The following is a 25874-nucleotide window of genomic DNA, read 5'->3' as shown; positions in this document are numbered from 1 at the left end:
ACATTTTCAATGAATAAGAGCTATTGCATGAAGTTACCTGTATTTGATCTGGCGGATGCCAGTGTTGAGAACCCCTCTTTGTCTGTATTGCTGGATCCTCTGGGCACCAGTTCCGACAACCGGTTGCCGCGGACGGGGGCCTTGACCACCGCAAAGGATACATCCGACGAAATCGTCGACGGCATCGACCTCAAGGCGTTGAGCAGTGAAATTGCCGCAGGTTGCGCCGCCATGATGGATCCCGGGACGTTCGATCCGATCCTCTTCATTCGGGCGCAGATCGAAAAGACGGCGCGTCGGCATGTGACGTCGCAGAAGCTTCTGGCGCAGATCACCCATGACGCCACCATCGGCATCAAGTACGTGGCCAATGAATCGGTCAGGCCCAGTGACTGGCGCAACGGAGAGGCGCCGGCGAAGCAGTGGGTCACCAAGCCGTTCACCCTGGCGGAGATCTGCACGGATCACCACCTGCGAGTGCTCAAGGACGTGGGATACAAACAGATACTCTGGCCCTCGTCGTATCCTCGGGATCTGGTTCAGGCGTTCACCGATGCGGATTATCAGCGTGGCTTCAAGGATCATCTCACCGATGGCCTGAAGCCCAAGTCGGCCAAGCTGTTCGGCAAGCTTCTGAAAAGGGCGGAGCTGCACGATCTGGTCATCCGGTTCATCAAGGACGAGTCCCGGGACATGGAGGACCGGCAACTGGCCTTCGACTACCTCAGGGGGCTGGTGCCTGCACGCACGATGATTCTGCACAGCCGCCCGGAGCTCAAGGTCGATAACGCCGTTTTCATCGGCGCCAACAACCTGAGCCGGGGCATTCTCTTCTTTTTGGGAGAGGACAAGGCAGCGATCGAGTATCCGGAGGGGCCCGACGAAAGAGGGAGGTTCGTGGAAAACAACCCGGATCTGCAGAAAAGGCTGCTCAAGCGGGTGCCGCTCAGTGAGCAGCAAAAGCCCCATGTCCGTGACTTCAAGTATCGCGGTCTGGAGTTCCCTCTGTTCGCTACGCGCCCGGTGCGTCGGCAAATCGCCTTCTTCGCCAGCAATGACATCGCCGATACCCTCTTGACCTTGCAGATCGACCGAGCGCTGGCTGACATCGACACGCTGGTCTCGACCGCCGAGGAGCGGCTCACCGACACGGCCCTGGAAGCAACCGGTTATCTGCTGCAATGTCTGGCGTTCGCCGCATCATTGCCGTGGGGCGGGAGCGGGGTGCTCGCGTCGGCCTCCTTGAAGATCCTGGCTTCCATGTTGCTGGGGCTGGGCGCCTCGGCGACGGACCTGATCCGCGCGGAAATCTCCGATGACCCCGCCGAAACAGACCGGCTGCGCATCGCCGCCGCAATCGGCGCGCTGGCGGAACTCGCCGGCCCGATCGGGGAACGGCTGCTCGGCAAGGCGTTGTCGGTGGCAACCAAGAAACGATTGGGGCAGCGCGTCGTCCAGGCAATGAACCTGATCAATCACCCTTCATCGTTGCGTCGGCCATCGGGCAGCATCTCTCATCAATTGGCCAGTACCGTAGGCAAGGAAATACCGGAGTCGGCGAAAGGCGCCTTGGTGGCAGGTCGACTCCATGAGCTGGCGGGCGGACCCGGCGTCGCCCAGACAATCGCCTCGGACACGCAACTGGTGCGGTACGCGGGGCCGGAAAAAGGCTTTGTCTATCAAGGGTTCACCTTCAGGGGCGACACACGTGACACGTCCGTGGTGTTCAAGGAAGGCTTCCGGCAGCGCACGGTCATCACCGATCTGAATCAGGTCAACGGGTTCAAGGGCGGCTACGGCGGGGCGCACGATGCCCTGGCGCCGGACGGCGCCGGCATCTCCACGTCCGCGTTCTACAAAAAGGACGGTGCGGGCGCCTATGTCTACGGTGGCGCCAAGGGCGGCTTCACCTACTTCATCGACGCCAGGCAGTTGGAAGGCTTTCATCTGTACGCCAACACTGAACTGATGTTCCGTCCCGAATCGGGCCTGAGGCAGCTGCCGCCTCTGGAAATCAACTACGCCGTCGACATTTCGCCGCGCCTGATTCTCGGCGCCTACGACAGCGCCGGCAGGTTCATACCCAACCCCTCAGCCCTGCGATTGGCGATCGAGGCCAGCGGCGAGCCGGGAAAAGGGTTGGGCCGCGAGATCGGCAAGCAGGTTGGAGAGGGGGCCGAGGCATTGCTTCCCGAACATGAGAAAGAAGCGCCGATCAACCGGGATTGAGGCTGTCCGGGAGTCGTTCCCGGCAGGTGTCCGGGAGAATCGACTTGATCTTGTCCCGCAGTTGATCGATGGAAAACGGCTTGCCGATGACGTGCATGTCGGGCGGCACTTCGAGGGTCTCGGCGTAGCCGCTGGCGAACAGGATCGGCAAGTCAGGGCGCAGCAGACGGGCCTGCTCCGCGAGGATCCGGCCGTCCATGTCCGGCAGGCCGACGTCGGTCATCATCAGGTCCACCCGGCGGCCGGGATCCTGGAGGATGTCCAGCGCCTGCTCGCCGCCGTCCGCTTCCTCCACGCGGAAGTCCAGTTCCGCCAACACATCGACGATCAGCATGCGCACGATGGCGTCGTCTTCTACTACTAGGATGGTGGGCATAATCTAAGCTCTCAAGGACTGGACAGGGGAGCGCGGTCTCGCGAAACAACCGCGCTTTAGCATGAGTAAATGGCGCAATGCCACAAGTTCCCCGGCATCGCTCAAAAAGGTGCGAATGCGGGTCGGCCGTCAAGGATAACGGCTGATTTGCGAAATCGCGCAGGCAAACCGGGACAATTGCTGCTAAAGCTGAGAGAAAAATGGATCCATGTTGCCGTTTTCGGGCAAACTCCCTGAATTTCAACAGTTCGACAAGGCTGTCCAATGACCTCTACGTCTTCGGTCGATGAACTACGGTTCCGTAAACTCCTGACCCGCAACGTCAGCCTGCCGCTGGCGGTCGGCGCGCTCAGCGCGGTGTTCTTCGTGGTGCTGATCACGTATCTGCTCTCGGTGATCAAGTGGGTGGAGCACACCGACCGGGTGATCAACAACGCCAATGAAGCGGTGAAGCTCACGGTCGACCTGGAGACCGGGATGCGCGGCTTCCTGCTCAGCGGCGACGAGCACTTCCTGGATCCCTACGAGACGGCCAAGCCGCGGATCGCCGTGGCGCTCGGCACCTTGCTCGAACTCACCGCCGACAACCCGGTGCAGACCGACCGCATACGCCGCCTGCAAGCGTTGCAGGCCGAGTGGGCGACCTACGCGCAATCGATGATCGACCTGCAGCGCAGCAGCGGCGACTACCGCGCCGCCGTCAAGGCCGGGCGCGGCAAGCGCCTGACCGACGAGATCCGCAAGCAGTTCGAGGACGTGATCGACACCGAGCAGCAATTGCGCACCGCGCGCAACGAAGACGTGCGCCGCACCACGATCTGGAGCATCAGCCTCTACATTTTGTTTGTCGCGGCCATCAGCGGCCTGCTGGCCTATGTCGGCCGCCGGGACTTGCTCAACCTGTCGCAGAACTACGGCGCCAACCTCGACGCCCAGCAGGCCAGCGCCCAGCGCCTGGAGCGGCAGGCCTGGCTGCGCAGCGGGCAGTCGGAGCTGGCCGAGCAGGTGTTGGGACAACTGACCCTCAACCTGTTGGGCCGCAACATCCTGCAGTTCTGTGCCCAGTACTTGGGCGTCGCGGTGGCGGCGCTGTATGTGCGCGAAGAGCACGGCGGCCTCAAGCGTGTGGCCACCTACGGTTTCTCCCGCGACCAGGAAGCGCAGGAACAGTCGATCTACAGCGACGAAGGCATTGTCGGCCAGGCCGCGCAGCAGGGGCGCCTGATCCGTCTGGAACCGGTGCCCTCCGACTACTTCAAGGTCAGTTCGGGCCTGGGAGAGGGCGTGCCGAGCAGCGTGCTGGTGGTGCCGACCAGCGACGATGACCGGGTCAACGGTGTGGTCGAACTGGGCTTCCTGCGCCCGCTCAACGAGCGCGACGTCGAGCTGCTGGAGCTGATCGCCGGCAACATCGGCATCTCCATCGAAGCGGCCCGTTACCGTCAGCGCCTGCAGGAGGTGCTCGCCGAGACCCAGCAGCTCAACGAAGAGCTGCAGGTGCAGCAGGAAGAGCTCAAGACCGCCAACGAGGAACTGGAGGAACAGTCACGGATCCTCAAGGAGTCCCAGGCGCATCTGGAGACCCAGCAGGTCGAGCTGGAGCAGACCAACGAACAGCTCGCCGAGCAGACCCAGATCCTGGCCGAGCAGCGCGACGCCATGGACCTGAAGAACACCGAACTCAACCAGGCCCAGGCGCAGTTGGAAGAACGCGCCGAAGAGTTGCAGCGCTCCAGCAAGTACAAGTCCGAGTTCTTGGCCAACATGTCCCACGAACTGCGCACGCCGCTGAACAGCTCGCTGATCCTGGCCAAGCTGCTGGCGGAGAACCCCCAGGAGAACCTGTCGGCCGAGCAGGTCAAGTTCGCCGAGTCGATCTATTCGGCCGGCAACGACTTGCTCAACCTGATCAACGACATCCTCGACATCGCCAAGGTCGAGGCCGGCAAGCTTGAAGTGGTGGCCGACAGCACCAGCGTGGAGCGCCTGGCCGAGGGCCTGCGCGGGGTGTTCGAGCCGCTGGCGGCGGACAAGCGCCTGGCGTTCGACGTCGTGGTGCAGCCCGATGCGCCGCAGACCCTGTTCACCGACCGGCAGCGGTTGGAGCAGGTGGTCAAGAACCTGCTGTCCAACGCCGTGAAGTTCACCGAGCAGGGCTCGGTCAGCCTGACCATCGCCGGCCAGCCGAACGACGGCGTGGCGTTCATCGTCCGCGACACCGGGATCGGCATCGCGGCCAACCAGCAGGAAAGCATCTTCGAGGCGTTCCACCAAGCCGACGGCACCACCAACCGCAAATACGGCGGCACCGGGCTCGGCCTGTCGATCTCCCGCGACCTGGCGGCCCTGCTCGGCGGCTTCATCAGCGTCAGCAGCGCGCCGGGTCGCGGCAGCGTGTTCACCCTGGTGGTGCCGCAGCACTACCGCCAGAACAGCGAGACGCCGGCCGTGCCGGTGAACTTCAATCCCGTCTCCATCGAACCGGCCGAGGCGGCGCCCGAGCCGGCGTCACCGCCGTCGATGGACCTGCCGCGGTTCAACGACGACCGCGACAAGGCCCCGTTCGACAGCCGCAGCATCCTGGTGGTGGAGGATGAGCCGAACTTCGCCAACATCCTGTACGACCTGGCCCACGAACTGGGTTACCGCTGCCTGGTCGCCCACGGCGCCGACGAAGGCTACGACCTGGCCCGCGAGTTCCTGCCGGACGCGATCCTGCTGGACATGCGCCTGCCGGATCACTCGGGGCTGACCGTGCTGCAGCGCTTGAAGGAACACCCCGAAACCCGGCACATCCCGGTGCACGTGATCTCGGTCGAGGACCGGGTCGAAGCGGCGATGCACATGGGCGCCATCGGTTATGCGGTCAAGCCGACCACCCGCGACGAACTCAAGGACGTGTTCGCGCGCCTGGAAGCCAAGCTGACGCAGAAGGTCAAGCACGTGCTGCTGGTCGAGGACGACGACCTGCAGCGCGAAAGCATCGCCCGCCTGATCGGCGACGAAGACATCGAGATCACCGCCGTGGGGCTGGCCCAGGATGCGCTGGAGCTGCTGCGCACCACCGTGTTCGATTGCATGGTCATCGACCTGAAGCTGCCGGACATGCTCGGCAACGATCTGCTCAAGCGGATGTCCACCGAAGACATCCGCTCGTTCCCGCCGGTGATCGTCTACACCGGGCGCAACCTGACCCGCGACGAAGAGGCCGACCTGCGCAAGTATTCGCGCTCGATCATCATCAAGGGCGCTCGCTCCCCGGAACGCCTGCTGGATGAGGTCACACTCTTTTTGCACAAAGTCGAATCGCAGTTGTCCCATGAGCGGCAGAAGATGCTCAAGACCGCCCGCAGCCGCAACAAGGTCTTCGAGGGCCGCAAGGTGCTGCTGGTGGACGACGATGTGCGCAACATCTTCGCCCTGACCAGCGCGCTGGAGCACAAGGGCGCCGTGGTGGTGATCGGCCGTAACGGCCGTGAAGCGATTGAACGGCTCAATGAAATCGAGGACATCGATCTGGTGCTGATGGACGTGATGATGCCGGAAATGGACGGCTTCGAAGCCACCATGGAAATCCGCAAGGATCCGCGCTGGCGCAAGCTGCCGATCATCGCGGTGACGGCCAAGGCCATGAAGGACGATCAGGAGCGCTGCCTGCAGGCGGGCGCCAACGACTACCTGGCCAAGCCCATCGACCTGGATCGCCTGTTCTCGTTGATTCGGGTGTGGTTGCCGAAGATGGAACGCATTTAGTGGAACGACATTATTCAGTCGAGCGCAACAGTGAGATTGAGCTTCGGCTGTTGATCGAGGCTATCTACCTCAAGTACAGCTATGATTTTCGCGATTACTCCGGCGCTTCGATCAAGCGCCGGGTGCTGCACGCGCTGAGCCAGTTCGAGTGCAGCACCATTTCCGCCCTGCAGGAAAAGGTGCTGCACGACCCGACCGCGTTCATGCAGCTGCTGCAGTTGCTGACGATCCCGGTCAGCGAGATGTTCCGCGACCCGTCGCACTTTCTCGCGATCCGGCGCGAAGTGGTGCCGCTGCTCAAGACCTATCCGTCGATCAAGATCTGGATCGCCGGGTGCAGCACCGGCGAAGAGGTGTATTCGATGGCGATCCTGCTGCGTGAGGAAGGGTTGCTGGAGCGCACGATCATCTATGCGACCGACATCAATCCGCATTCGCTGGACAAGGCCAAGCAGGGCATCTTCTCCATGGAAAACGTGCGTGCCTACACCGCCAACTATCAGCAGGCGGGCGGCCAGCGGTCGTTCGCCGACTACTACACGGCGGCCTACGGCTACGCGATCTTCGACAAGAGCCTGTGCGAGAACGTGACGTTCGCCGACCACAGCCTGGCGACCGACAGCGTGTTCTCCGAGACCCAATTGATCTCCTGCCGCAACGTGCTGATCTATTTCAACAAGAAGCTGCAGGACCGGGCCTTCAGCCTGTTCCACGAGTCGCTGTGCCACCGGGGCTTTCTGGTGCTGGGCAGCAAAGAGACGCTGGATTTCTCCAGTTACGCCAACCGGTTCGACCCGTTGGTGAAACAAGAACGGATCTACCGCAAATCATGAACGGCGCCACGGGCTTGCCCCGGATCGAGGCCATCGCGGTGGGCGCTTCCGCCGGAGGCGTCGAAGCCTTGCTGACGTTGCTGGCGCCGCTGCGCCAGGGGTTCAGGCTGCCGATCATTGTCGTGCTGCACCTGCCGGAAGAGCGGCGCAGCCAACTGGCCGAAGTCTTCGCCAGGCGGATGTCGCTGCCGGCGGTCGAAGCCATCGACAAGCAGCAGATCGCCCCCGGCACCGTGTATTTCGCCACGCCCGGCTATCACCTGTCGGTGGAGCAGGATCGCAGCCTGTCGCTGAGCCTGGAGGACCGGGTGCACCATTCCCGGCCCTCCATCGATTACCTGTTCGAGTCCGCCGCCGACGTCTACGGCGCGGCGCTGGCCGCCGTCCTGCTGACTGGCGCCAACCACGACGGCGCCCAGGGCCTGGCCCAGGTCAAGCGCCACGGCGGGCTGACCGTCGTCCAGGATCCGCAGGAGGCACACGTGGCCACCATGCCCCTGGCCGCGCTGAGCCTTCATCAACCCGACCACATTCTCCCCCTGCACGGCATCAGCCGTTTGCTTGTCGAGCTGGAACGAATCGCATGCTGAGTAATATCCAGGCAAAACTGCTGATCGTCGACGATCTGCCGGAAAACCTGCTGGCCCTGGAAGCGCTGATCAAGCGTGAAGACCGCATCGTCCACAAGGCGTTGTCGGCGGACGAGGCGTTGTCGCTGCTGCTGCAGCACGAATTCGCCATGGCCATCCTGGACGTGCAGATGCCCGGCATGAACGGCTTTGAACTGGCCGAGATGATGCGCAGCACCGAAAAGACCAAGAACATCCCGATCATCTTCGTCAGCGCCGCCGGCCGTGAACTGAACTACGCGTTCAAGGGCTACGAAAGCGGCGCGGTGGATTTCCTGCACAAGCCGCTGGACGTGCAGGCGGTCAAGAGCAAGGTCAACGTGTTCGTCGACCTGTACCGCCAGAGCAAGGCCCTCAAGCAGCAGCTCGAAGCGCTGGAGCAGAGCCGGCGCGAACAGCAGGTGCTGCTGGAGCAGTTGCAGAGCACCCAGGCGGAACTGCAGCAAGCGGTGCGCATGCGCGACGACTTCATGTCGATCGTCGCCCATGAAGTGCGCACACCGCTCAATGGCCTTATCCTCGAAACGCAGTTGCGCAAGATGCACCTGGCCCGGGACAACGCCGCCGCGTTCACCCTGGACAAGATGAACGCCATGGTCGAGCGCGACGAGCGGCAGATCCAGAGCCTGATCCGCCTGATCGAAGACATGCTCGACGTGTCGCGCATCCGCACCGGCAAGCTGTCGATCCGGCCGAGCCGTTTCGACCTGGCGCAATTGGTGGGCAACCTGCTGCAGAACTTCGCGCAGCAGATCGAAGCGGCGGAAACCGAGGTCAGCTTCAGCGCACCGGAGCCGGTGGAAGGGCACTGGGACGAGTTCCGCATCGAGCAGGTGGTCTCCAACCTGTTGACCAACGCCTTGCGCTACGGCGGCAAGAGCCCGATCCAGGTGCGGGTGTACCGCGAAGGCGACGAGGCGCGGGTCGAGGTCGCCGACCACGGCATCGGCATCAGCGAGGAGAACCAGAAGCGGATCTTCCAGCAGTTCGAAAGGGTGTCGGCCAAGACCGTGGTGGCCGGATTGGGCCTGGGGCTGTTCATCTCCGAACAGATCGTCGCGGCCCATGGCGGTTCGATCACCGTCCAGAGCCGGATCAACGAAGGCGCGCTGTTTCGCGTCTGCCTGCCGCTGGGCGAAAACGGCGAACCGGACGCAACCTCTGAGTGACCGCACGGTCGTACTCAGCAGCTATTGACCGAACAAAGGCTTTCCATGAGCACAGATGCACAAGATGTAGTACTCGTCGTCGAGGACGAACCCGTTATCTTGATGATCCTCACCGACTACCTGAGGGGCGAGGGTTATCACGTCCTGGAGGCGGAAAACGGCGAGCAGGCCTTCGAGATCCTGGCGAGCAAGCCGCATCTGGACCTGCTGATCAGCGATTTCCGTCTGCCCGGCGGCATCAACGGCGTGCAGATCGCAGAGCCGGCCGTCAAGCTGAGGCCGGACCTGAAGGTGATCTTCATCAGCGGCTACCCGCAGGAGATCCGCGAGACCGACAGCCCGATCACGCGCAAGGCGCCGATCCTGGAAAAACCGTTCGACCTGGACGTGCTGCAGGAAAAGATCCGCGAGCTGCTGGCGTAAGGGCTGACGGCGGGCTCAGAGCCCTTGCTGCAATGACGGGTCGTCCGGATTCATCTGCTCCAGCTGGGCCAGCAGGATCTGGACGTTCTGCAGTTGGCCGCTTTCCTTCCAGTAACTGATCAGCAGCACCCGGGCCTTGCGGTCGGCGGGATGGCGCTGGACGACTTCCTGCAACTGCTTCTGCGCCGCCTCCAGTTCCTCGGCCCCGTGCAGGGTGGTGGCCAGGTCGTAGCGGTAATCCTTGTTGTCGGGCTCAAGCTCCACCGCCCTGGACAGGCCCAGCAGCGCGTATTCGCGTTGGTCGTGATGCAGCAGCCACAGGCCCAGGGCATGTTGCAGGTAGGCGGAGTCGGGCTGGGCCTTCAACTGTTTGGCCAGCAATTGCCGGGCCGCGTCACTCTGGCCCTGGCGGTCCAGCACTTCGATCTGCATCACCAGTGCGGGCAGGTTGGCCGGATCCAGGCGCAATGTCTGCTCCAGCGCCTCCTGCGCCTGCTTCAGTTCCGCATTGTGCAGGTGCAGGCGGGCCAGCTGCGCGTAGCGGTCGGCGCTTTCGGGCTCAAGCTTGAGGGCCTGTTCCCAACTGTCGATGCCTTGCTGCAGCGGGGCGAAATACAGGCCCAGTTCGTCCGGGGTCAGGCCGAGCAGGGCGTTGATCGTCGCAAAGCGCACCGTCTGGTCTTCGTCGTCCAGCAATGGGCCGAGCAACAGGCTGCGTTGGCCGCCGGGCACCAGGCCGACGATGCTCTTGATCGCCGCCAGCCGCACGTCCGGCGACTCGTTCTGAAGATCCGCATCCGCCAGCTTCAGCGCCTGGGGGCTCGGATAGTTGGGCAGCTCGGCGTGCAGCCAGACGCGCCGCTTGACCGTCAGGTCCGGACGCGCCAACTGCTGGTAAAGCACCCGGGCGGCGCCGGGCTTGCCGGCGCGGGCGGCGGACAAGGCTTCGCTGTAGCCGTGCTTGATCGCTTCGGGGATGACCGGTGCGGTGCTGCGCAGGGACAGCCAGGCAACGCCGAGCGCCAGCACGAGACCGAGGCTGATGAGCAGGTAGCGGCGAGACGGTGGCATGCAGGGATCCGGAGACGGGCGAGGGGCAAGCTTCGGTCAGTGCGCGCCATGAGTCAAACCCTGTGGCCGTTTATGCCGACGGATCGGCATTTCACTTCGCACGAATCGGCCTACAGACTGCGTCGACCACGTTACCTGTCGAGCCTTCGATGCAGTGTCTACGCTTGCAGGAGTCGTCTGGATGAGCGTGTCCATGCAAGCCTTGGTCAATTACTTAAATTCGGTGCTCCATCCCGGTCGGGCGGTGCTGCTGTTCGGCCTGCGTACCGTCGCCGCCGGGCTGCTGACGCTGTACCTGGCGTTCCTGTTCGATCTGGACCAGCCCAAGTGGTCGATCATGGCGGTGGTCATCATCAGCCAGCCGTTGGCCGGCATGGCCCTGGCCCGCAGCTTCGGCCAGGTCATCGGCACGACGCTCGGCGCGGTGGTGGCGGTGCTGATCATGGCGATCTTCCCCCAGGCGCCCTTGCCGTTCATCGCCACCCTGGCGCTGTGGCTGGCCCTGTGCACCGCCGGCGGTACGCTGCTGCGCTACACCAGTTCACAGGCCTTCGTGCTCAGCGGATACACCGCCGTGGTGGTGGCCTTGCTGGCGATTCCGGATCAGGACGGCACCTTTCTGCTGGCGGTCACCCGCGTCACCGAAACCTTGCTGGCGGTGGCCTGCGTCTGCGTGGTCAGCCTGTTGACGGCCCGTCCCGAGGCGGTCACCCGGGGCTATTTCGACAAGGTCGATCAGGTCATCAAGCTTGCGGCCCTGCATTCGGCGGCGGTGCTGCGCACCGAAGAGGACGAGGCCGCCTTCCAGCAGCGGCAGATGCGCCTGCTGGGGGAGATCAGTGCCCTGGAAGGGTTGCGCCGCCACCTCTATTTCGATGCCCCGAGACTGCGCAGCGCAGACGGTCTGGTGCTGCTGCTCGGCAACCAACTGATGCTGCTGACCTCACGCCTGACCGCGTTGCGTCACCAGCGCGAATTGCTCACGGCGCGCTGGGAGGGGGAACTGCCGCCGGATATCCAGCGTCTGCGCGCCGAGGAACTGGCCTTTCTCGACCAACTGGCGCAGCAGGGGCGTGCGCTGCCGGCCCAGGCGCGTCACCACTTCGTGACCCTGCAACAGCAGTTCGACGAACTGGCCTATAAGGCCGAGCAACTGACCGAAGACATGAGCGCGACCCTGCGTTCGCTGGCCTGGGCGTTGCGCTGGGAACAGGCGCGCCTGTTGCAGCAACTGGAACAGATCCTGGAACTGAGCGACGCGATCCAGGAGGGAAGGGAGGCCAGTTGCGTGTTCCGCGGTCAGGCCAACCCCCTGCACCTGGATTTCACGCTGGCCACGATGAACGCCATCCGGGCCTTCAGCGCCTTGATGATCGCGGGGCTGATCTGGATCGAGACGGCCTGGGACGGTGCCCGCGGCGGAATGATTCTGGTGGGGATCCTGTGTTCGCTGATGGCGACCTTTCCGCGCCCTCTGATCGCCGCGCAGAGCTATGCCCGCGGGTTGGGCCTGGCCCTGGTGGTGTCGGCGTTCTACCAGTTCATGCTGGTGCCGGCGGTCAGCGATTTCGAACCGCTGGCGTTGCTGCTGGCGCCGTTGCTCTATGTGATCGCGGTCGGCCTCGCCAGCCCGGCGACGGCCGGCATCGGCATGGGGCTGGGGCTGTCGAGCTTCCTGATGCTCGGCCCGCAGAACGTCGGAACCGGGCAGAACTCGGCCATCCAATGGTTCGAATTCGCGGGCGCCTACGTCAGTGCGGCCATGCTCGCACTCATGGTCTATGCCTGGATCTTTCCGTTCCGGCCGGTGCTGCGCATCCGTCGCTTCTACAACGAGGCGCGGGAGCAGGTCTATGCCCTGACGAAGGGGGCGGCCACCGACGAACAACAATTTGAGTTCGAAAGCCGCATGGTGGATCGGTTGACCACGATGCTGGGGCTGCTGCCGGCGGCCAATGACCGGGCCATGCAGGCGTTGTACGAAACCAGCCTGGCCTGCGTGGCGGCGGGGGTGGCGATGCATCAGCTCAGGCAGCAGGCGCAGGGCAATACGTTGCTGTCGGAAACCTTCAGCCGTCGTTTGACGGCGGCGGTGCGGCAAGCCGGGCGATTTGTCGTGGGCCGCCCGGATGTGCAGCTCAAGCCGTTGCTGGTCGAACTGCACGCGTTGGGCGACGGTCTCGACGACCTGCATGTCGCCAGCCATGAACACGTGTGGTCGGTGTTTCGCATGCGCGTGGCGCTGCTGATCGTCGTCTCGTTCCTGGAACGGCACGGTGAGCGCCTGCAACACCCTGTCCCTGAAGGAGAGCCGGCCCTTGCCCATTGATTTCGAGATAGGCGGGGTCTACCTGCCGCCGATTGCCCAGGCGCTGTTGCTGGCCATCCCTGTCTTTCTCCTGTTGGACCGGGTGCTGCGCCGGCTGGGCGTGCTGCGTCGGGTCTGGCACGAGGCGCTGTTCGAGGGTGCGCTGTACGCCTGCGTCTGCGCGACGTTGATTCTGCTGATGGGAGCCTGAGGCCTTGAAGACATTGCTTGCCCGATTGACGACATTGGCGGTGGTGGCGCTGGCCATCGTGCTCGGCTGGTTCGCCTGGGAGCATTACACCCGCGCCCCGTGGACCCGTGACGCGAGGGTGAGGGCGGATGTGGTGACGCTGTCGGCGGACGTGTCGGGCCGCATCGTCAAATTGGCCGTGCAGGACAACCAGCATGTGCAGAAGGGTCAACTGCTGCTGGAGATCGACCCGGCACGCTACAGCCTGGCGGTGGAGCATGCCCGGCGCTCGGTGGAGGTGGCCAAGGCAGCGCTGGGGCAGTCCCAGGCGGCCATCGTCGCCAGCGGGGCGCTGCTCAAGCAGCGCGAAAGCGAAGAGCGGCGACGGCGCACCCTCAAGCAAGGCTTCGCCATCTCGGGGGAGGAATGGGAGAAGTCCAGCACCGAAGTGGCCGTCGCCCAGGCCGACCTGTTGCGCAACCAGGCCAATCTCGGCCTGGCCGAGGCCAATGTGCAACTGGCGGTGGCGGCGCTGACCCAGGCGGAGCTGGATCTGCAGCGCACCCGGGTGGAGGCGCCGGTCAGCGGTTACGTCACCAACCTGCTGACCCGCGAAGGCGACTATGCCGTGACGGGCGGCGCACTGGTCGCGTTGGTGGACAGCGAATCGTTCTATGTCAGCGGCTATTTCGAGGAAACCAAACTGCCCAGGATCAGCGAGGGCGACCGGGTACGGGTCGAGTTGATGAGCGGTGAGCGGTTCGAGGGCACCGTGCAGAGCATCGCCTTTGCCATCGCCGACCGTGAGAATGCACCGGGCAGCCGGCTGCTGGCCAACATCAACCCCAGTTACACCTGGGTGAAGCTGGCGCAGCGGGTGCCGGTGCGGATTGCGATCGACGGCGACTATGCCGGCAAAGACCGGCTGCGGGCGGGGACGACTGCGACGGTGACGGTGCTGGAGCACAAGTGAACTTGGTGAGACGGCATTGCCGCTGTCTGATCCACCGCCATCGCCAGCAGGCTGGCTCCCACAGGGGATCATCGGTGGCCGCAATATCCAGGCACACCACAAAAACTGTAGGAGCTTGCCTGCAAGCGATGAGGCCGGCACTGCTGATATCTGTATTGCCTGATCCACCGCCATCGCCGGCAAGCCGGCTCCCACAGTTATTGCGGTAGCCGCAGTTTCTGCATGTACCCACAGCCCCCTGTGGGAGCTGGCTTGCCAGCGATGAGGTCCGTCCAAACGACACCGCAGGCTGACCTGGCGCCGCAAAGGGCATCACCCAAAACCGAACCCTCAGAAACAAAAAAGCCCCGCGACCGAATGATACGCGGGGCAAAGAATTGGTTGGTTGCGGCCAACCAAAGGAGCTCTTTAAAAAACGGAATTACTTGCTGGCGACGGTCTCCGGCTGCCAGCCGCCACCCAGGGCCTTGTAGATCGCGACGATGCCGCGGTACAGGTCGACTTCGGCCTGGGCCTGGCTGTCTTCGGCGGCCAGGCGCTCACGCTGGGCGTCGAGCAGCACCAGGAAATCGGCGGTGCCTTCGCGGTAGCGGATCTCGGCGAGGTCGGCGGCCTTGCGGCTCGACTCGCTTTGACGGATCAGCGAGATCAGGCGCTGTTGGCGCTTGCCGTAGTCGCTGAAGGCGTTCTCCGATTCCTCGAGGGCCAGCAGCACTTGCTGCTCGTAGGTCGCCAGGGCGCCTTCGGCGTCGGCATCGGCGCCGCGCAGGCGGGCCCGCACGCTGCCCAGGTCAAACGCTGCCCAGGTGATGCTCGGGCCGAGCGCCCAGGCGTTGGCCGCCGATGAGCCGATCTGCGAGCCGCGCCCGGCCGTCCAGCCGAGGAAACCGCTGAGGCTGACCCGAGGGAACAGGTCGGCCTTGGCCACACCGATGCGCGCCGTGGCGGATGCCAGTTTGCGTTCGGCGCTGAGGATGTCCGGACGGCGTTGCAGCAGTTCGCCCGGATCGCCGATCGGCAGCGCCTTGGCGATCGCCGGCAGGTCTTTGGGGCTCAGGTCGACGGTCAGCTTGTCCGGACGCTCGCCCAACAGCGTGGCGATGCGGTTCTTCTGGCGAACCTGCTCGGCCTGCAGTTGCGGCACGCTGGCTTCCACGGAGGCGAGGCGGGCATCGGCGCGTTCCACGTCGAGCTGATCGCCCACGCCGGCATCGCGCAGGCTGATGGTGATCTTGCGCGACTCCTGCTGGTTCTCCAGGTTGGCCAGCGCGATCTTCTCGCGCAGTTGCGCGCCGCGCAGTTGGCCGTAGGCATCCACCAGTTCGGCGATCATGGTCACCTGCAACTGGTACAGGTCGGCTTCGGCCGCCTGCTGGTCGGCCTCGCTGGCTTCCAGGTTGCGCTGGATGCGGCCGAACAGGTCCACTTCCCAGGCCATATCCAGTCCCAGGTCATAGCGCTCGCTGTTGACCCGGCGGGTGGTCTGGCCGGGAATCTGTCCCTTGGCCAGGTCGCTGCTGGCGCGGCTGGTGATGGTCGGCATGGCGTCGTTGCTGACGTCGTCGCGGATCGCCCGGGCAGCCTTCCAGCGGGCGAACGCTACGCGCAGCTGGCGGTTGCCTTGCAGCGACTGGGTCACCAACTGGTTGAGGGTCGGGTCGTCGAACTGCTGCCACCAGATGCCTTCGAACTTCGAACGGTCGAAGTTCTTCTGGCCGGCGGCGCCATCGGTGGCGGCCGTGATGTTGGCCGCCTCCGTGGCTGGGGTCTTGTAGTCGGGGCCGACGGCGCAGGCACTCAAGGCCAGCACCAGCAGACTCGGCAGGAAGACTTTCAGACTCATTGTTGCGCCTCCAATTGCAGGGCTTTGGCCGCTTTGCGGGCTTCACCGCGCTCCACGAAGTTGCGGATCAGTACATAGAAGACCGGCGTCAGCAGCAGACCGAAGAAGGTCACCCCGAGCATCCCGGAGAACACCGCCACACCCATGGCGTGACGCATCTCGGCGCCGGCGCCGGTGGAGATCACCAGCGGCACCACACCCATGATGAACGCGAAGGAGGTCATCAGGATCGGCCGCAGACGCAGACGGCACGCTTCCAGCACCGCAGCCAGCGGATCGAGGCCTTCCTGCTGCTTGTCCTTGGCGAACTCGACGATCAGGATCGCGTTCTTGCACGCCAGGCCCACCAGTACGATCAAGCCGATCTGGGTGAAGATGTTGTTGTCGCCGCCGGAGGCGATGACACCGGTGATGGCCGACAGCAGGGTCATCGGTACGATCAGGATCACCGCCAGCGGCAGGCTCCAGCTTTCGTACTGCGCCGCGAGCACCAGGAACGCCAGCAATACGCAGAGCGGGAACACGAACAGCGCGGTGTTGCCGGCCAGGATCTGCTGGTAGGTCAGGTCGGTCCACTCGTAGGTCATGCCGTTGGGCAGTTCGTCCTTGAGCAGCTTCTCGATGGCGGCCTGGGCCTGGCCGGAGCTGTAGCCCGGGGCTGCCGCGCCGTTGATTTCAGCGGTGATGAAGCCGTTGTAGTGCATCACGCGGTCCGGCCCCGAGGTGTCGCTGACCTTGATGAAGGTCGCCAGCGGGATCATTTCGCCCTTGTTGTTGCGTACCTTGAGCTGGCCGATCTGGTCGGATTCGAGGCGGAACTGCTGCTCGGCCTGAACGTTGACCTGATAGGTGCGCCCGAAGCGGTTGAAGTCGTTGGCATACAGCGAACCCAGGTAGATCTGCAGGGTGTCGAAGATGTCGCTGACGGCTACGCCGTGGGTCTTGGCCTTCTCGCGGTCGATGGCGGCATCGACCTGCGGCACGTTCACGGTGTAGCTGGTGAACAGGTTGGCCAGCTCCGGCACGCTGTGGCTCTTGGCGATGATGTTCATGGTTTCCTTGTACAGCTCTTCGTAGCCCAGGTTGCCCCGGTCTTCGATCTGCAGGCGGAAACCGCCGATGGTGCCCAGCCCCTGTACCGGTGGCGGCGGGAAGATCGCCATGTAGGCTTCCTGGATCCCCGCGTACTGGCCGTTCAGGGCCCCGGCGATGGCGCCGGCGGACATGCTCGGATCCTTACGCTCGTCGAACGGTTTGAGGGTCACGAACACGATGCCGGCGTTCGGGCTGTTGGTGAAACCGTTGATCGACAGGCCCGGGAAGGCCACGGCGCTTTCCACGCCCGGCTGTTTCAGGGCCAGGTCGGACATGCGCTTGATCACGTCTTCGGTGCGGTCCAGGCTGGCGGCGTCCGGCAGTTGGGCGAAGGCCACCAGGTACTGCTTGTCCTGGCCGGGCACGAAACCGGTCGGCGTGCTGGAGAAACCGAAGAAGGTCAGCACCATCAGGCCGGCGTAGAGCAGCAGGGCGATGCCGCTGCTGCGGATGACCCGGCGCACGGTGCCGACGTAGCCATGGCTGGCCCGCACGAAGAAGCGGTTGAACGGACGGAACAGCCAGCCGCCCAGCAGCTTGTCGAGGATGCGCGAGAAGCGGTCCTTCGGCGCGTCGTGGCCCTTGAGCAGCACGGCAGCCAGTGCCGGCGACAGGGTCAGCGAGTTGAACGCCGAGATCACGGTGGAGATCGCGATGGTCAGGGCGAACTGCTTGTAGAACTGACCGGTGAGGCCGGAGATGAACGCCGCCGGGACGAACACGGCGCACAGCACCAGCGCGGTGGCGATGATCGGGCCGGTCACTTCGCCCATGGCGCGTTGGGTCGCCTCGAACGGGTTGAGCCCCAGCTCGATGTTTCGCTCGACGTTCTCCACCACCACGATGGCGTCGTCCACCACGATGCCGATGGCCAGCACCAGGCCGAACAGCGACAGGGCGTTGAGCGAGAAGCCGAACAGGTGCATCACGGCGAACGTACCGATCAGCGACACCGGCACCGCCACCAACGGGATGATCGAGGCGCGCCAGGTCTGCAGGAACAGGATCACCACCAGCACTACGAGGATCAGCGCTTCGAACAGGGTGTGAACCACCGCTTCGATGGAGCCGCGCACGAAGATCGTCGGGTCATAGACGATGCTGTAGTCCATGCCTTGCGGGAAGCCTTTCTTCAGCTCTTCCATCTTCGCCCGCACCTCGTTGGAGATCTCGATGGCGTTGGAGCCCGGACGCTGGAAGATCGGGATCGCCACCGCCGGCTGGTTGTTCAGCAGCGAGCGCAGGGCGTACTGGCTGGAGCCCAGCTCGACGCGGGCGATGTCCTTGAGGCGGGTGATCTCGCCGTTTTCGCCGGCGCGGATGATGATGTTCTCGAACTCTTCCTCAGAGACCAGACGGCCCTGGGTGTTGATCGACAGCTGGAAGCTTTGCGCGTTCGGCGCGGGCGGCGCGCCCAGTTGGCCGGCGGCCACCTGGCGGTTCTGCTCACGGATGGCCGTCACCACGTCGGTGGCGGTCAGGTTGCGCGAAGCGGTCTTGTTCGGATCCAGCCACACCCGCAGGGAGTAGTCGCCCATGCCGAACAGCTGCACGTCGCCGACGCCGCCCAGGCGGGCGAGTTCGTCCTTGATGTTCAGGATCGCGTAGTTGGACAGATAGAGCATGTCGTAGCGCTTGTCCGGCGAGGTCAAGTGCACAACCATGGTCAGGTCGGGCGAGGCCTTGTCGACGGTGATGCCGATGCGCGTCACTTCCTCGGGAAGCTTGGGCTCGGTGCGGGTCACCCGGTTCTGCACCTGCACCTGCGCGTTGTCCAGGTCGGTGCCCAGGGCGAAGGTGATGGTCAGGGTGATCTTGCCGTCGGCGGTGGACTGCGAGGACATGTACAGCATGTTCTCGACGCCGGTGATGGCCTGCTCCAGCGGAGCGGCCACGGTCTCGCCGATGACTTTGGGGTTGGCGCCCGGGAAGTTGGCCCGCACGACGACGGTCGGCGGCACGACTTCCGGGTATTCGCTGATCGGCAGCTGGAACAGCGAGATCGCACCGGCGATCAGGATCAGCAGCGACAGCACCGCTGCGAAGATCGGCCGTGAAATGAAGAATCTGGAGAAATTCATCGGAGTTGTTGTCCCTTAACCGCGTGGGGTCGCAGCAGCCAGTTTCACAACCGAACCCTGCGCGCCCTTGGCGGGTGCGACTTTGGGCAGGTTGCTGGCTTCCAGCGCTTGTCGTTGTTGAGCGAGGGCCGCGAGGGTCTGCTCGCTGGCCATCGGAACCACTTCAGGGGAGACCGGCGAACCCGGACGCACCCGTTGCAGCCCCTTGACGATGATCGTGTCGTCCTTGTTCAGGCCGTTGCGCACGATGCGCAGGCCTTCGATCTTCGGCCCCAGTTCGACGGGGCGGTAGGCGGTCTTGTTGTCCGCATCCATCACCAGCACGAACTTCTTGCCAAGGTCGGTGCCGACCGCTTCGTCGTTGATCAGCATGGCGTTGTAGGTGCCGCTGCCGACCAGCTTCAGGCGGGCGTACAGGCCGGGGGTGTAGGTGCCGTCGGTGTTGTCGAACACCGCACGGCCGCGGATGGTGCCGGTCTTGGGGTTGACCTGGTTGTCGACGAAGTTCATCTGGCCCAGGTGCGGGTTGCCGTCTTCGTTGGACAGGCCCATGTACACCGGCGTGGTGGCGCCGCGCTGGCCCTGGCGGGCGAGCTGGGTGTACTTGAGGAACACGCGCTCGTCGGCGTCGAAGTAGGCGTAGACCTTGTCGGTGGAGACCACGCTGGTCAGCGCCGTGGTGTCGGCGGTCACCAGGTTGCCGGCGGTGATTTCGGCACGGCTGACGCGGCCGCTGATCGGTGCGGTGACGCGGGTGAAGCTCAGGTTCAGCTTGGCCAGGTCCAGTTGTGCCTGCAGGGCACCGACGGCGGCGCGGGCTTCCTGGGCGGCGCTGGTGCGCGAGTCGGCCAGTTCAGCGGAAATGGCGTTGCTGGTACGCAGGCGTTCGCCGCGCACGGCTTCGTTTTCGCTGCGGGTGGCGTTGGCGCGGGCCTGGGCGACCAGGGCTTCGAGGCGGCGCACTTCGGCCTGGAACGGGCGAGGGTCGATCTGGAACAGCAAGTCGCCTTTCTTGACCAGCGCGCCTTCGGTGAAGGCGACCTCGTCGATCTGGCCGGAGACCCGCGGACGGATTTCGACGGTTTCCGGCGCCTCCAGGCGCCCCGTGAACTCGTCCCACTCGTTGACCGGCTGCTCCAGCACCTTGGCCACGCTGACCTTGGCGGCCGGCATGTTGGCGGCGGTCTGCGGCGCCTTGCCGCAGGCGCTCATCACGAGCACGGCCAGAAGGGCCAAGGGGAAGCGCAAATGTTTGAGTGATTGTTCCATGGATACATCCGCCAAAGTATTGAAGATGGGCGGATGATGATCGGCAGGGTAATGGCAAACGAATCGAATGGCGCGAAGGTAACTATCATTCGGAATGATATAAGCAGCGCGCAAGCCCTCTAGCATGCGCCTTTCGTTAGGTGGCTATCAATCGTTCCGGCGGCAATACAGTCTTGCGTGGCGCGCAACGGGGGGGGCAACCGTCCTGTGCCCCTGCCGTGCGAGAGCCTATCCGGGGGGCAGGTGGTCGGGGTGTTTGGGGCCGCTTTTGCGGTCAATGTCGCCCACGCCCTGTTCGAGCGCCCGCAGCGCGGTCATGTCGAGGATTTCCACGAGCCGGCCCTGCAGGTTGACGATGCCCTGGGCACGCAGGCGGGCGACAGAACGGCACACAGTTTCCAGGCGCAGCCCCAGGTACGACGCCATGTCCTCGCGGGACATGCGCAGGATGAAGCTCTGGGCCGAGTAGCCGCGATCCACGAAGCAGCGCGACAGGTCGATCAGGAAATTGGCCAGACGCTCTTCGGCGGTGAGGTTGCAGAGCATCAGCACCCGCTCGTGCTCGCGCACGATTTCCCGGCTCATCAGGCGGTTCAGGCTTTGCTGCAGGACCGGGAAGTCGCGGGCCAGGGCCTGCAACCGGCGATAGGGGATCGGACAGACCTCGCTGTCTTCCAGAGCGATGGCGTCGCACACATGGTGTTCGGTGGCGATGGCATCGAGCCCCAGCACGTCGCCGGGCATCCAGAAATTGATCACCACGCCCTGGCCTTCGGCGTTGTTCAGGTTCGTCTTGAAACTGCCGCAGCGCACGGCGTACAGGGTGGTCAGCGGGTCATTGGCGTTGAACAGCGGGGCGCCCTTGTGGATACGGATGCGCGGGCCGATCAGCGCGCCGAGGCATTGGCTGTCGTCCACCGGCAGTCCGGTCGGCAGGCACAGGCCGCTGACCCGGCAGGCTGCGCAGGCAGGGGGCAAGGGTTGCAGACGGATCGGTGCAGCGCCGTGATCCGGTACGGGGTGGACAAGCCGGGCGGCGGTCGTTTGGCGGGTCATGGTCAGGCCTCCTGCACGCATCGCAGGGCTGCCGGCAGCGAGGTGTTCGCCGCGTCGGCCAGCGGTGATCCGCCGGCCAGCATGTCCCGGCTATGCGGCGCATCGAGCCGGGCAGTCAGGCGTTCGACGAACGATTCGGCCTCGGCGGCGGTGTTGAAGCGTACCCGCCAGTCGTCCAGGCGGACCCACCAGCCGTTCTGTTCGGTGTTCTTTTCGACGTAGACCTTCATGGGAGCCTCCTGAGCGTGCATGAGCATGACAACTGCAAAGCGGTGCAAAGCGAGGGCATCCCTGCCGCCGGCGGGACAGGTCAGGGTGTGATCGCCACCTTCATCACGCCGTCGCGCTGGTTGGCGAACAGTTCGTAGGCGGCTTCGATGTCATCGAGCCGGAAACGGTGGGTGACCAGGGGCGACACGTCGACCCGGCCGCTGGCGACCACCTCCATCAGCCTGCGCATGCGTTCCTTGCCGCCGGGGCACAGGGTGGTGACGATGCGGTAGTCGCCCAGGCCCGCGGCGAAGGCGCCCAGGGGGATGCGCAGGTCGGCGCTGTACACGCCGAGGCTGGACAGGGTGCCGCCGGGTCGCAGCACGCGCAGGGCCGATTCGAAGGTGCCTTGGGTGCCCAGGGCCTCGATGGCCACATCCACGCCGCGGCCGTGGGTCAGGGCCATGACCTGATCGACCACGTCGCCTTGCCGGAAGTCGATCACATGATCGGCGCCGAGCTGGCGGGCCACACTCATACGCGCGGCCACCGTATCGACGCCGATGACAGTGGTGGCGCCGAGCAGCCGGGCACCGGCGACGGCGCACAGGCCGATGGGCCCCAGGGCGAACACGGCCACCGTGTCGCCGACGGTCACGCCGCCCCGTTCTGCGCCGGAGAATCCGGTGGACATGATGTCGGGGCACATCAGCACCTGCTCGTCGCTCAGGTGGTCGGGGATCGCGCAGAGGTTGGCCATGGCGTCCGGAACGCGGACGTACTCGGCCTGACAGCCGTCGATGATGTTGCCGAACTTCCAGCCGCCGATGGCCTTGAAACCGTGCGGCGTGCCGGCACCGTCCTGGGACGCGCACCCGCACAGGCAGGCGTTGCTGTGGCCGCTGGGCGTGATGGCGCCGGCGATTACCCGTTGCCCTTCATGGAAGCCTTGCACCTGCGAACCCAGCTTTTCGATGACGCCCACCGGCTCGTGCCCCACGGTCAGGCCCTTGGCCACCGGGTATTCGCCCCGCAGGATGTGCACATCGGTGCCGCAAAGGGTCGTGGTGGTGATGCGCACCAAGGCATCCAGCGGGCCGATGTCTGGGACGGGCTTTTCCTCCAGTACGATGCGGTGCCTCTCGACGAAGACTGCCGCTTTCATCTTCTGTGCCATGGCTCGCCTCCGGGGACGGTGATCGGGCGTGATGTGGGGCTACTGTGCGCCGTCGATGCCCCCGATCTTTGATCCGCGTCAAATTTGCGCGCTGCCGTGACGTGCCGCTCGTCAGCCCGGTGTTTCAGGGGCGCAGATCGAGTTCGTGGAAAATTTCGCTGACGTCGCCCCGTACGTAGCGGGACGTGAACCCCAGCGCCTTGGCCAGATGGTGCATGGCGTAGTTGTTCGCCAGATCCATCGAGACCATGCATTCGAAGCCGTTGCGTTGCGCCGCCGCGACCAGGCGTTGCAGCAGGAGACGGCCCAGCCCCTTGCGTTGCCAGTCTTCGCTGACCGCGACCGCGCATTCGCAATGGCGGCCACCGGGGATGGCGGCGCAACGGCAGACGCCGACCTGCCGGAGCTGGCCATCGGCATGGGCCAGCGCTACGTAGGCCAGGCCGGGCGGAAGGTCGTGCGCCGTGCGCTGCATCTCCAGCCCCGCCAGGCCGCCGCTGAGCCCGGTCATGAAACGGAAGCGCCGGGATTCGTAGGCGAGGGTGCTGCGAAAGCGCTTGTCCCGCTCGCGGTCTTCCTCCCGCAGCGGGCGGATGAGCACGGTCGCGCCGTCCGCCAGTTGTTCCACCCAGTGTTCGCCAGCCTCTGGCTGTTCAATCCGCTGCCTCGCCATGTCGTCTCCCGGCCCTCGGCCCGATAAGGGTGAAGCCGTTGTACCGTGGCGCAGCGGCCCGTTTCTGACAATCGTCAAGTTGCGGCGCAGGTGGCCATTTTCTGATCTTCGTCAAGCCGACGCACGACCGGGTTCCGACAATCGCAGGCATCGACACGCCTGCCGCGCAGGCCCGGAGGTCCGCCATGGGTCAATATCGACAACTGCTGGTGCTGCTCACCGAGGTGGATCCGCATTCGGCCGCGTTGCGCAGGGCTCTGGCCCTGGCGCATGCCAGCGGTGCCGGGGTGCACGTGCTCGGGCTGTTCGAACCGTCCGAGGCGCACCTGCTCAGCGAGGAGCGCCTGAACGAGACCGAGATCCAGCGCCAGTTCGAGGATTACCGTGCACGGCTGGCCAGCCTGGTCGAACGGCACCGCGGCAGCGGTTGCGCACTGACGGTCGACAGCCTGCGGGCGGAGGATCTGCGCGGCCAGGCCATCGATTACATCGGCGAACTGCAGCCCGACATGGTCATCAAGGACAGCGAAGGGGCGTCGGCCCTGGCGCGGCTGTTCAGCACGCCGCTGGACTGCGCGCTGATGCGCGGCCTCAAGGGGCTCACGCACCTTGTGCCGGCGGGCGCGGTGTCGCTGCCGCAGCGCATCCTGGTGGCCGTGGACACGTCGGCGGTCGATGCGCCGGATGCCCAGGCGCGCTTCAACCGCGCACTGGTGCGGGCCGCCCAGGCCCTGGCGCTGCAATGCGACGCTCAATTGCACCTGCTCTCGGCCTACGACTTGATCGGGGTCTTCGCCTCCGACATGAACGTCACCCAGGCGTGGATCGATGAAATGCGCGTTGCCCTGCAAGAACCCTTCGACCGCCTGGCGGACGCGGAAGGCGTCGCGCCGGCGTGCCGGCACTTCATCGAAGGCGACCCTGCGCAGGTGATCCGCGACCAGGTCGCGGCGCTGCACATCGATGTGGCGGTCATGGGTGTCGTGCAGCCCAAGGGCCTGGACAAGCTGCTGGGCGACACCACCGAACGCATCATCAGCCATCCGCCTTGCAGCGTGCTGGCGGTTCATCCTCACGCGACCGACATTTGGGAGCCCTGGCCATGCAACTGACTTTTCTCGGCGGCACCGGCACCGTGACCGGCAGCAAATTCCTGCTGACCCGCGACAGCACCCGGGTTCTCGTGGACTGCGGACTGTTCCAGGGCTACAAGCAACTGCGCCTGCGCAACTGGGAACCGTTGCCGCCGGCGCTGCGTCAACTCGATGCGGTGGTGTTGACCCATGCCCACCTCGACCACAGCGGCTATTTGCCGGTGCTGGCGCGGGAAGGCTACAGCGGGCCGATCTACGCCACCCCGGCGACCTGCGCCCTGGCGCAGATCCTCTTGCTCGACAGCGCCCGGCTGCAGGAGGAGCAGGCCGAGCATGCCAACCGGCACGGCTACTCCAAGCATTCGCCCGCACGGCCGCTCTACACCGAGGAAGACGCGAAGCGGGCGCTGACGCTGTTCCGTCCGGTCGAACTGCATCAGGCCACCCCGATCGCGCCCGGCATTGAACTGCTGTTGCGCACGGCCGGGCACATCCTGGGGGCGGCGACGGTGCAGCTCGGCGTCGACGGCCAGACTTTGCTGTTCTCCGGCGACCTGGGTCGCCCGCAGGATCCGATCATGCGCGCGCCGGAACCGGTGTCGGCGGCGGACGTGCTGCTGGTCGAGTCCACCTACGGCGACCGTCGGCACCCGACGGAGTCGACCGAGCAGTACCTGGCCCAGGTCATCACCCAGACGCTCCTGCGCCACGGCATCACCCTGGTGCCGTCGTTCGCCGTCGGCCGTGCCCAGTTGCTCATGTATTACCTGTACAAACTCAAGCGCGACGGGCTGATACCTGATGTTCCGGTGTACCTCAACAGCCCGATGGCCACCGATGCCACCAGCCTGTACCTGCAGTTTCGGAACGAACACCGGCTGACCCCGGACGAATGCGTGGCGATGTGCAAGGGCACGCGTATCGTGCGCACGGTCGACGAGTCCCGGCACCTGGACCAGTTGCGCGAACCGGCGGTGATCATCGCCGCCAGCGGCATGGCCACGGGAGGGCGGGTGCTGCACCACCTCAAGGCGCTGGCGCCCAATCCGCGCAACAGCATCCTGTTTTCCGGCTTCCAGGCCGGCGGCACCCGCGGCGCCGATATCGTCGCCGGCGCCCGCAGCGTGCGGCTGCAGGGCGAAGACGTGCCGATCAGGGCACAGGTGCATGCCATGGACACCCTGTCGGCCCATGCCGACGCCGACGAGATCATGGCGTGGCTGCGCGGGTTCACCCGGCCGCCGCGCCAGACCTATGTGATCCATGGCGAGCCGCATGCCGCCGACACCCTGCGCCGGCGCATCAGCCTGGAACTGGGTTGGCAGGTCCGCGTGCCCGAGCATCAGGTAACCGTCTCATTAGACCCAGTGCGCTAGACGGCGCGGGAGGTTCACATGGAAACGCAGGCAAGGGCCAGACTGC

The 25874-nt window shown here is 64.9% G+C and carries 20 protein-coding genes; 11 read left to right on the top strand and 9 right to left on the bottom strand.

Going from position 1 to position 25874, the window contains the following annotated elements:
* Positions 1 to 27: 27 nt before the first annotated feature.
* Positions 28 to 2229, top strand: a complete 2202-nt coding sequence (locus tag CAG31_RS17235; RefSeq protein WP_085583260.1) for a hypothetical protein — start codon at positions 28 to 30, stop codon at positions 2227 to 2229.
* On the opposite strand, the gene CAG31_RS17230 is transcribed toward CAG31_RS17235, so the two are convergent.
* On the bottom strand, positions 2216 to 2605 hold the full coding sequence (locus CAG31_RS17230; RefSeq protein ID WP_085583258.1) for a response regulator: 390 nt from the start codon (positions 2603 to 2605) through the stop codon (positions 2216 to 2218). The two genes, CAG31_RS17235 and CAG31_RS17230, sit on opposite strands and share 14 nt — an antisense overlap.
* Positions 2606 to 2869: 264 nt before the next feature.
* On the opposite strand from CAG31_RS17230, the gene CAG31_RS17225 reads away from it, so the two are divergent.
* Genes CAG31_RS17225 through CAG31_RS17205 form a run of 5 tightly spaced genes read left to right on the top strand, consistent with a single transcriptional unit; the run spans position 2870 to position 9412 of the window.
* Entirely contained in the window at positions 2870 to 6358 is a 3489-nt protein-coding gene (locus tag CAG31_RS17225; RefSeq protein ID WP_085583256.1) for a response regulator, read from the top strand.
* The gene (locus tag CAG31_RS17220; RefSeq protein WP_085583254.1) at positions 6358 to 7191 is read left to right on the top strand and encodes a protein-glutamate O-methyltransferase CheR; all 834 of its coding nucleotides are present in this window, start codon (positions 6358 to 6360) and stop codon (positions 7189 to 7191) included. The genes CAG31_RS17225 and CAG31_RS17220 overlap by 1 nt, the downstream gene beginning before the upstream one ends.
* Complete coding sequence (locus CAG31_RS17215) at positions 7188 to 7781, top strand: chemotaxis protein CheB (RefSeq protein ID WP_085583252.1); 594 nt, start codon at positions 7188 to 7190, stop codon at positions 7779 to 7781. The genes CAG31_RS17220 and CAG31_RS17215 overlap by 4 nt, the downstream gene beginning before the upstream one ends.
* Positions 7775 to 8989: a hybrid sensor histidine kinase/response regulator gene (locus CAG31_RS17210; RefSeq protein WP_085583250.1), complete on the top strand. Its 1215-nt coding sequence runs from the start codon at positions 7775 to 7777 to the stop codon at positions 8987 to 8989. The genes CAG31_RS17215 and CAG31_RS17210 overlap by 7 nt, the downstream gene beginning before the upstream one ends.
* 45 nt (positions 8990 to 9034) lie before the next feature.
* Positions 9035 to 9412 carry a response regulator gene (locus CAG31_RS17205; RefSeq protein ID WP_085583248.1) on the top strand — a complete coding sequence of 126 codons (378 nt, stop codon included), beginning with the start codon at positions 9035 to 9037 and terminating at the stop codon, positions 9410 to 9412.
* 15 nt (positions 9413 to 9427) lie between these two features.
* Here the strand turns inward: CAG31_RS17205 and CAG31_RS17200 are convergent, their stop codons facing one another.
* On the bottom strand, positions 9428 to 10483 hold the full coding sequence (locus CAG31_RS17200) for a tetratricopeptide repeat protein (protein WP_085583246.1): 1056 nt from the start codon (positions 10481 to 10483) through the stop codon (positions 9428 to 9430).
* A 181-nt stretch (positions 10484 to 10664) separates the two neighbouring features.
* Here CAG31_RS17200 and CAG31_RS17195 point away from each other — a divergent pair, with 181 nt between their 5' ends.
* Genes CAG31_RS17195 through CAG31_RS17185 form a run of 3 tightly spaced genes read left to right on the top strand, consistent with a single transcriptional unit; the run spans position 10665 to position 13954 of the window.
* The gene (locus CAG31_RS17195; RefSeq protein ID WP_256575546.1) at positions 10665 to 12812 is read left to right on the top strand and encodes an FUSC family protein; all 2148 of its coding nucleotides are present in this window, start codon (positions 10665 to 10667) and stop codon (positions 12810 to 12812) included.
* Positions 12802 to 13002: a DUF1656 domain-containing protein gene (locus CAG31_RS17190; protein WP_085583243.1), complete on the top strand. Its 201-nt coding sequence runs from the start codon at positions 12802 to 12804 to the stop codon at positions 13000 to 13002. The genes CAG31_RS17195 and CAG31_RS17190 overlap by 11 nt, the downstream gene beginning before the upstream one ends.
* Before the next feature lie 4 nt (positions 13003 to 13006).
* Complete coding sequence (locus CAG31_RS17185) at positions 13007 to 13954, top strand: HlyD family secretion protein (protein ID WP_085583241.1); 948 nt, start codon at positions 13007 to 13009, stop codon at positions 13952 to 13954.
* A 421-nt stretch (positions 13955 to 14375) separates the two neighbouring features.
* Here CAG31_RS17185 and CAG31_RS17180 read toward each other — a convergent pair whose 3' ends face one another.
* From CAG31_RS17180 to CAG31_RS17150, 7 genes are all read right to left on the bottom strand, one after another.
* Positions 14376 to 15797, bottom strand: coding sequence for an efflux transporter outer membrane subunit (locus tag CAG31_RS17180; protein ID WP_085583239.1), 1422 nt, complete (start codon positions 15795 to 15797; stop codon positions 14376 to 14378).
* Positions 15794 to 18973: an efflux RND transporter permease subunit gene (locus CAG31_RS17175; RefSeq protein WP_085583237.1), complete on the bottom strand. Its 3180-nt coding sequence runs from the start codon at positions 18971 to 18973 to the stop codon at positions 15794 to 15796. The genes CAG31_RS17180 and CAG31_RS17175 overlap by 4 nt, the downstream gene beginning before the upstream one ends.
* Before the next feature lie 15 nt (positions 18974 to 18988).
* Positions 18989 to 20242 (bottom strand): multidrug efflux RND transporter periplasmic adaptor subunit MexE, encoded by a 1254-nt coding sequence (mexE, locus tag CAG31_RS17170; protein ID WP_085583235.1) that lies wholly within the window; start codon positions 20240 to 20242, stop codon positions 18989 to 18991.
* A 228-nt stretch (positions 20243 to 20470) separates the two neighbouring features.
* Entirely contained in the window at positions 20471 to 21298 is an 828-nt protein-coding gene (locus CAG31_RS17165) for a helix-turn-helix domain-containing protein (protein ID WP_085583233.1), read from the bottom strand.
* 2 nt (positions 21299 to 21300) lie between these two features.
* Entirely contained in the window at positions 21301 to 21528 is a 228-nt protein-coding gene (locus CAG31_RS17160; RefSeq protein ID WP_085583231.1) for a hypothetical protein, read from the bottom strand.
* Between the two features lie 80 nt (positions 21529 to 21608).
* Positions 21609 to 22685 (bottom strand): NAD(P)-dependent alcohol dehydrogenase, encoded by a 1077-nt coding sequence (locus CAG31_RS17155; protein WP_085583229.1) that lies wholly within the window; start codon positions 22683 to 22685, stop codon positions 21609 to 21611.
* A 124-nt stretch (positions 22686 to 22809) separates the two neighbouring features.
* Complete coding sequence (locus CAG31_RS17150; protein WP_085583227.1) at positions 22810 to 23358, bottom strand: GNAT family N-acetyltransferase; 549 nt, start codon at positions 23356 to 23358, stop codon at positions 22810 to 22812.
* A gap of 185 nt (positions 23359 to 23543) precedes the next feature.
* On the opposite strand from CAG31_RS17150, the gene CAG31_RS17145 reads away from it, so the two are divergent.
* Positions 23544 to 24470: a universal stress protein gene (locus CAG31_RS17145; RefSeq protein WP_085583225.1), complete on the top strand. Its 927-nt coding sequence runs from the start codon at positions 23544 to 23546 to the stop codon at positions 24468 to 24470.
* Complete coding sequence (locus CAG31_RS17140) at positions 24461 to 25828, top strand: MBL fold metallo-hydrolase RNA specificity domain-containing protein (RefSeq protein WP_085583223.1); 1368 nt, start codon at positions 24461 to 24463, stop codon at positions 25826 to 25828. The genes CAG31_RS17145 and CAG31_RS17140 overlap by 10 nt, the downstream gene beginning before the upstream one ends.
* Positions 25829 to 25874 lie beyond the last annotated feature (46 nt).

It is taken from the genome of Pseudomonas sp. R25(2017) (assembly GCF_002112565.1).
Classification (GTDB): Bacteria; Pseudomonadota; Gammaproteobacteria; order Pseudomonadales; family Pseudomonadaceae; genus Aquipseudomonas; species Aquipseudomonas ekonensis.
This window is presented reverse-complemented; position numbering and strand designations above follow the sequence as displayed.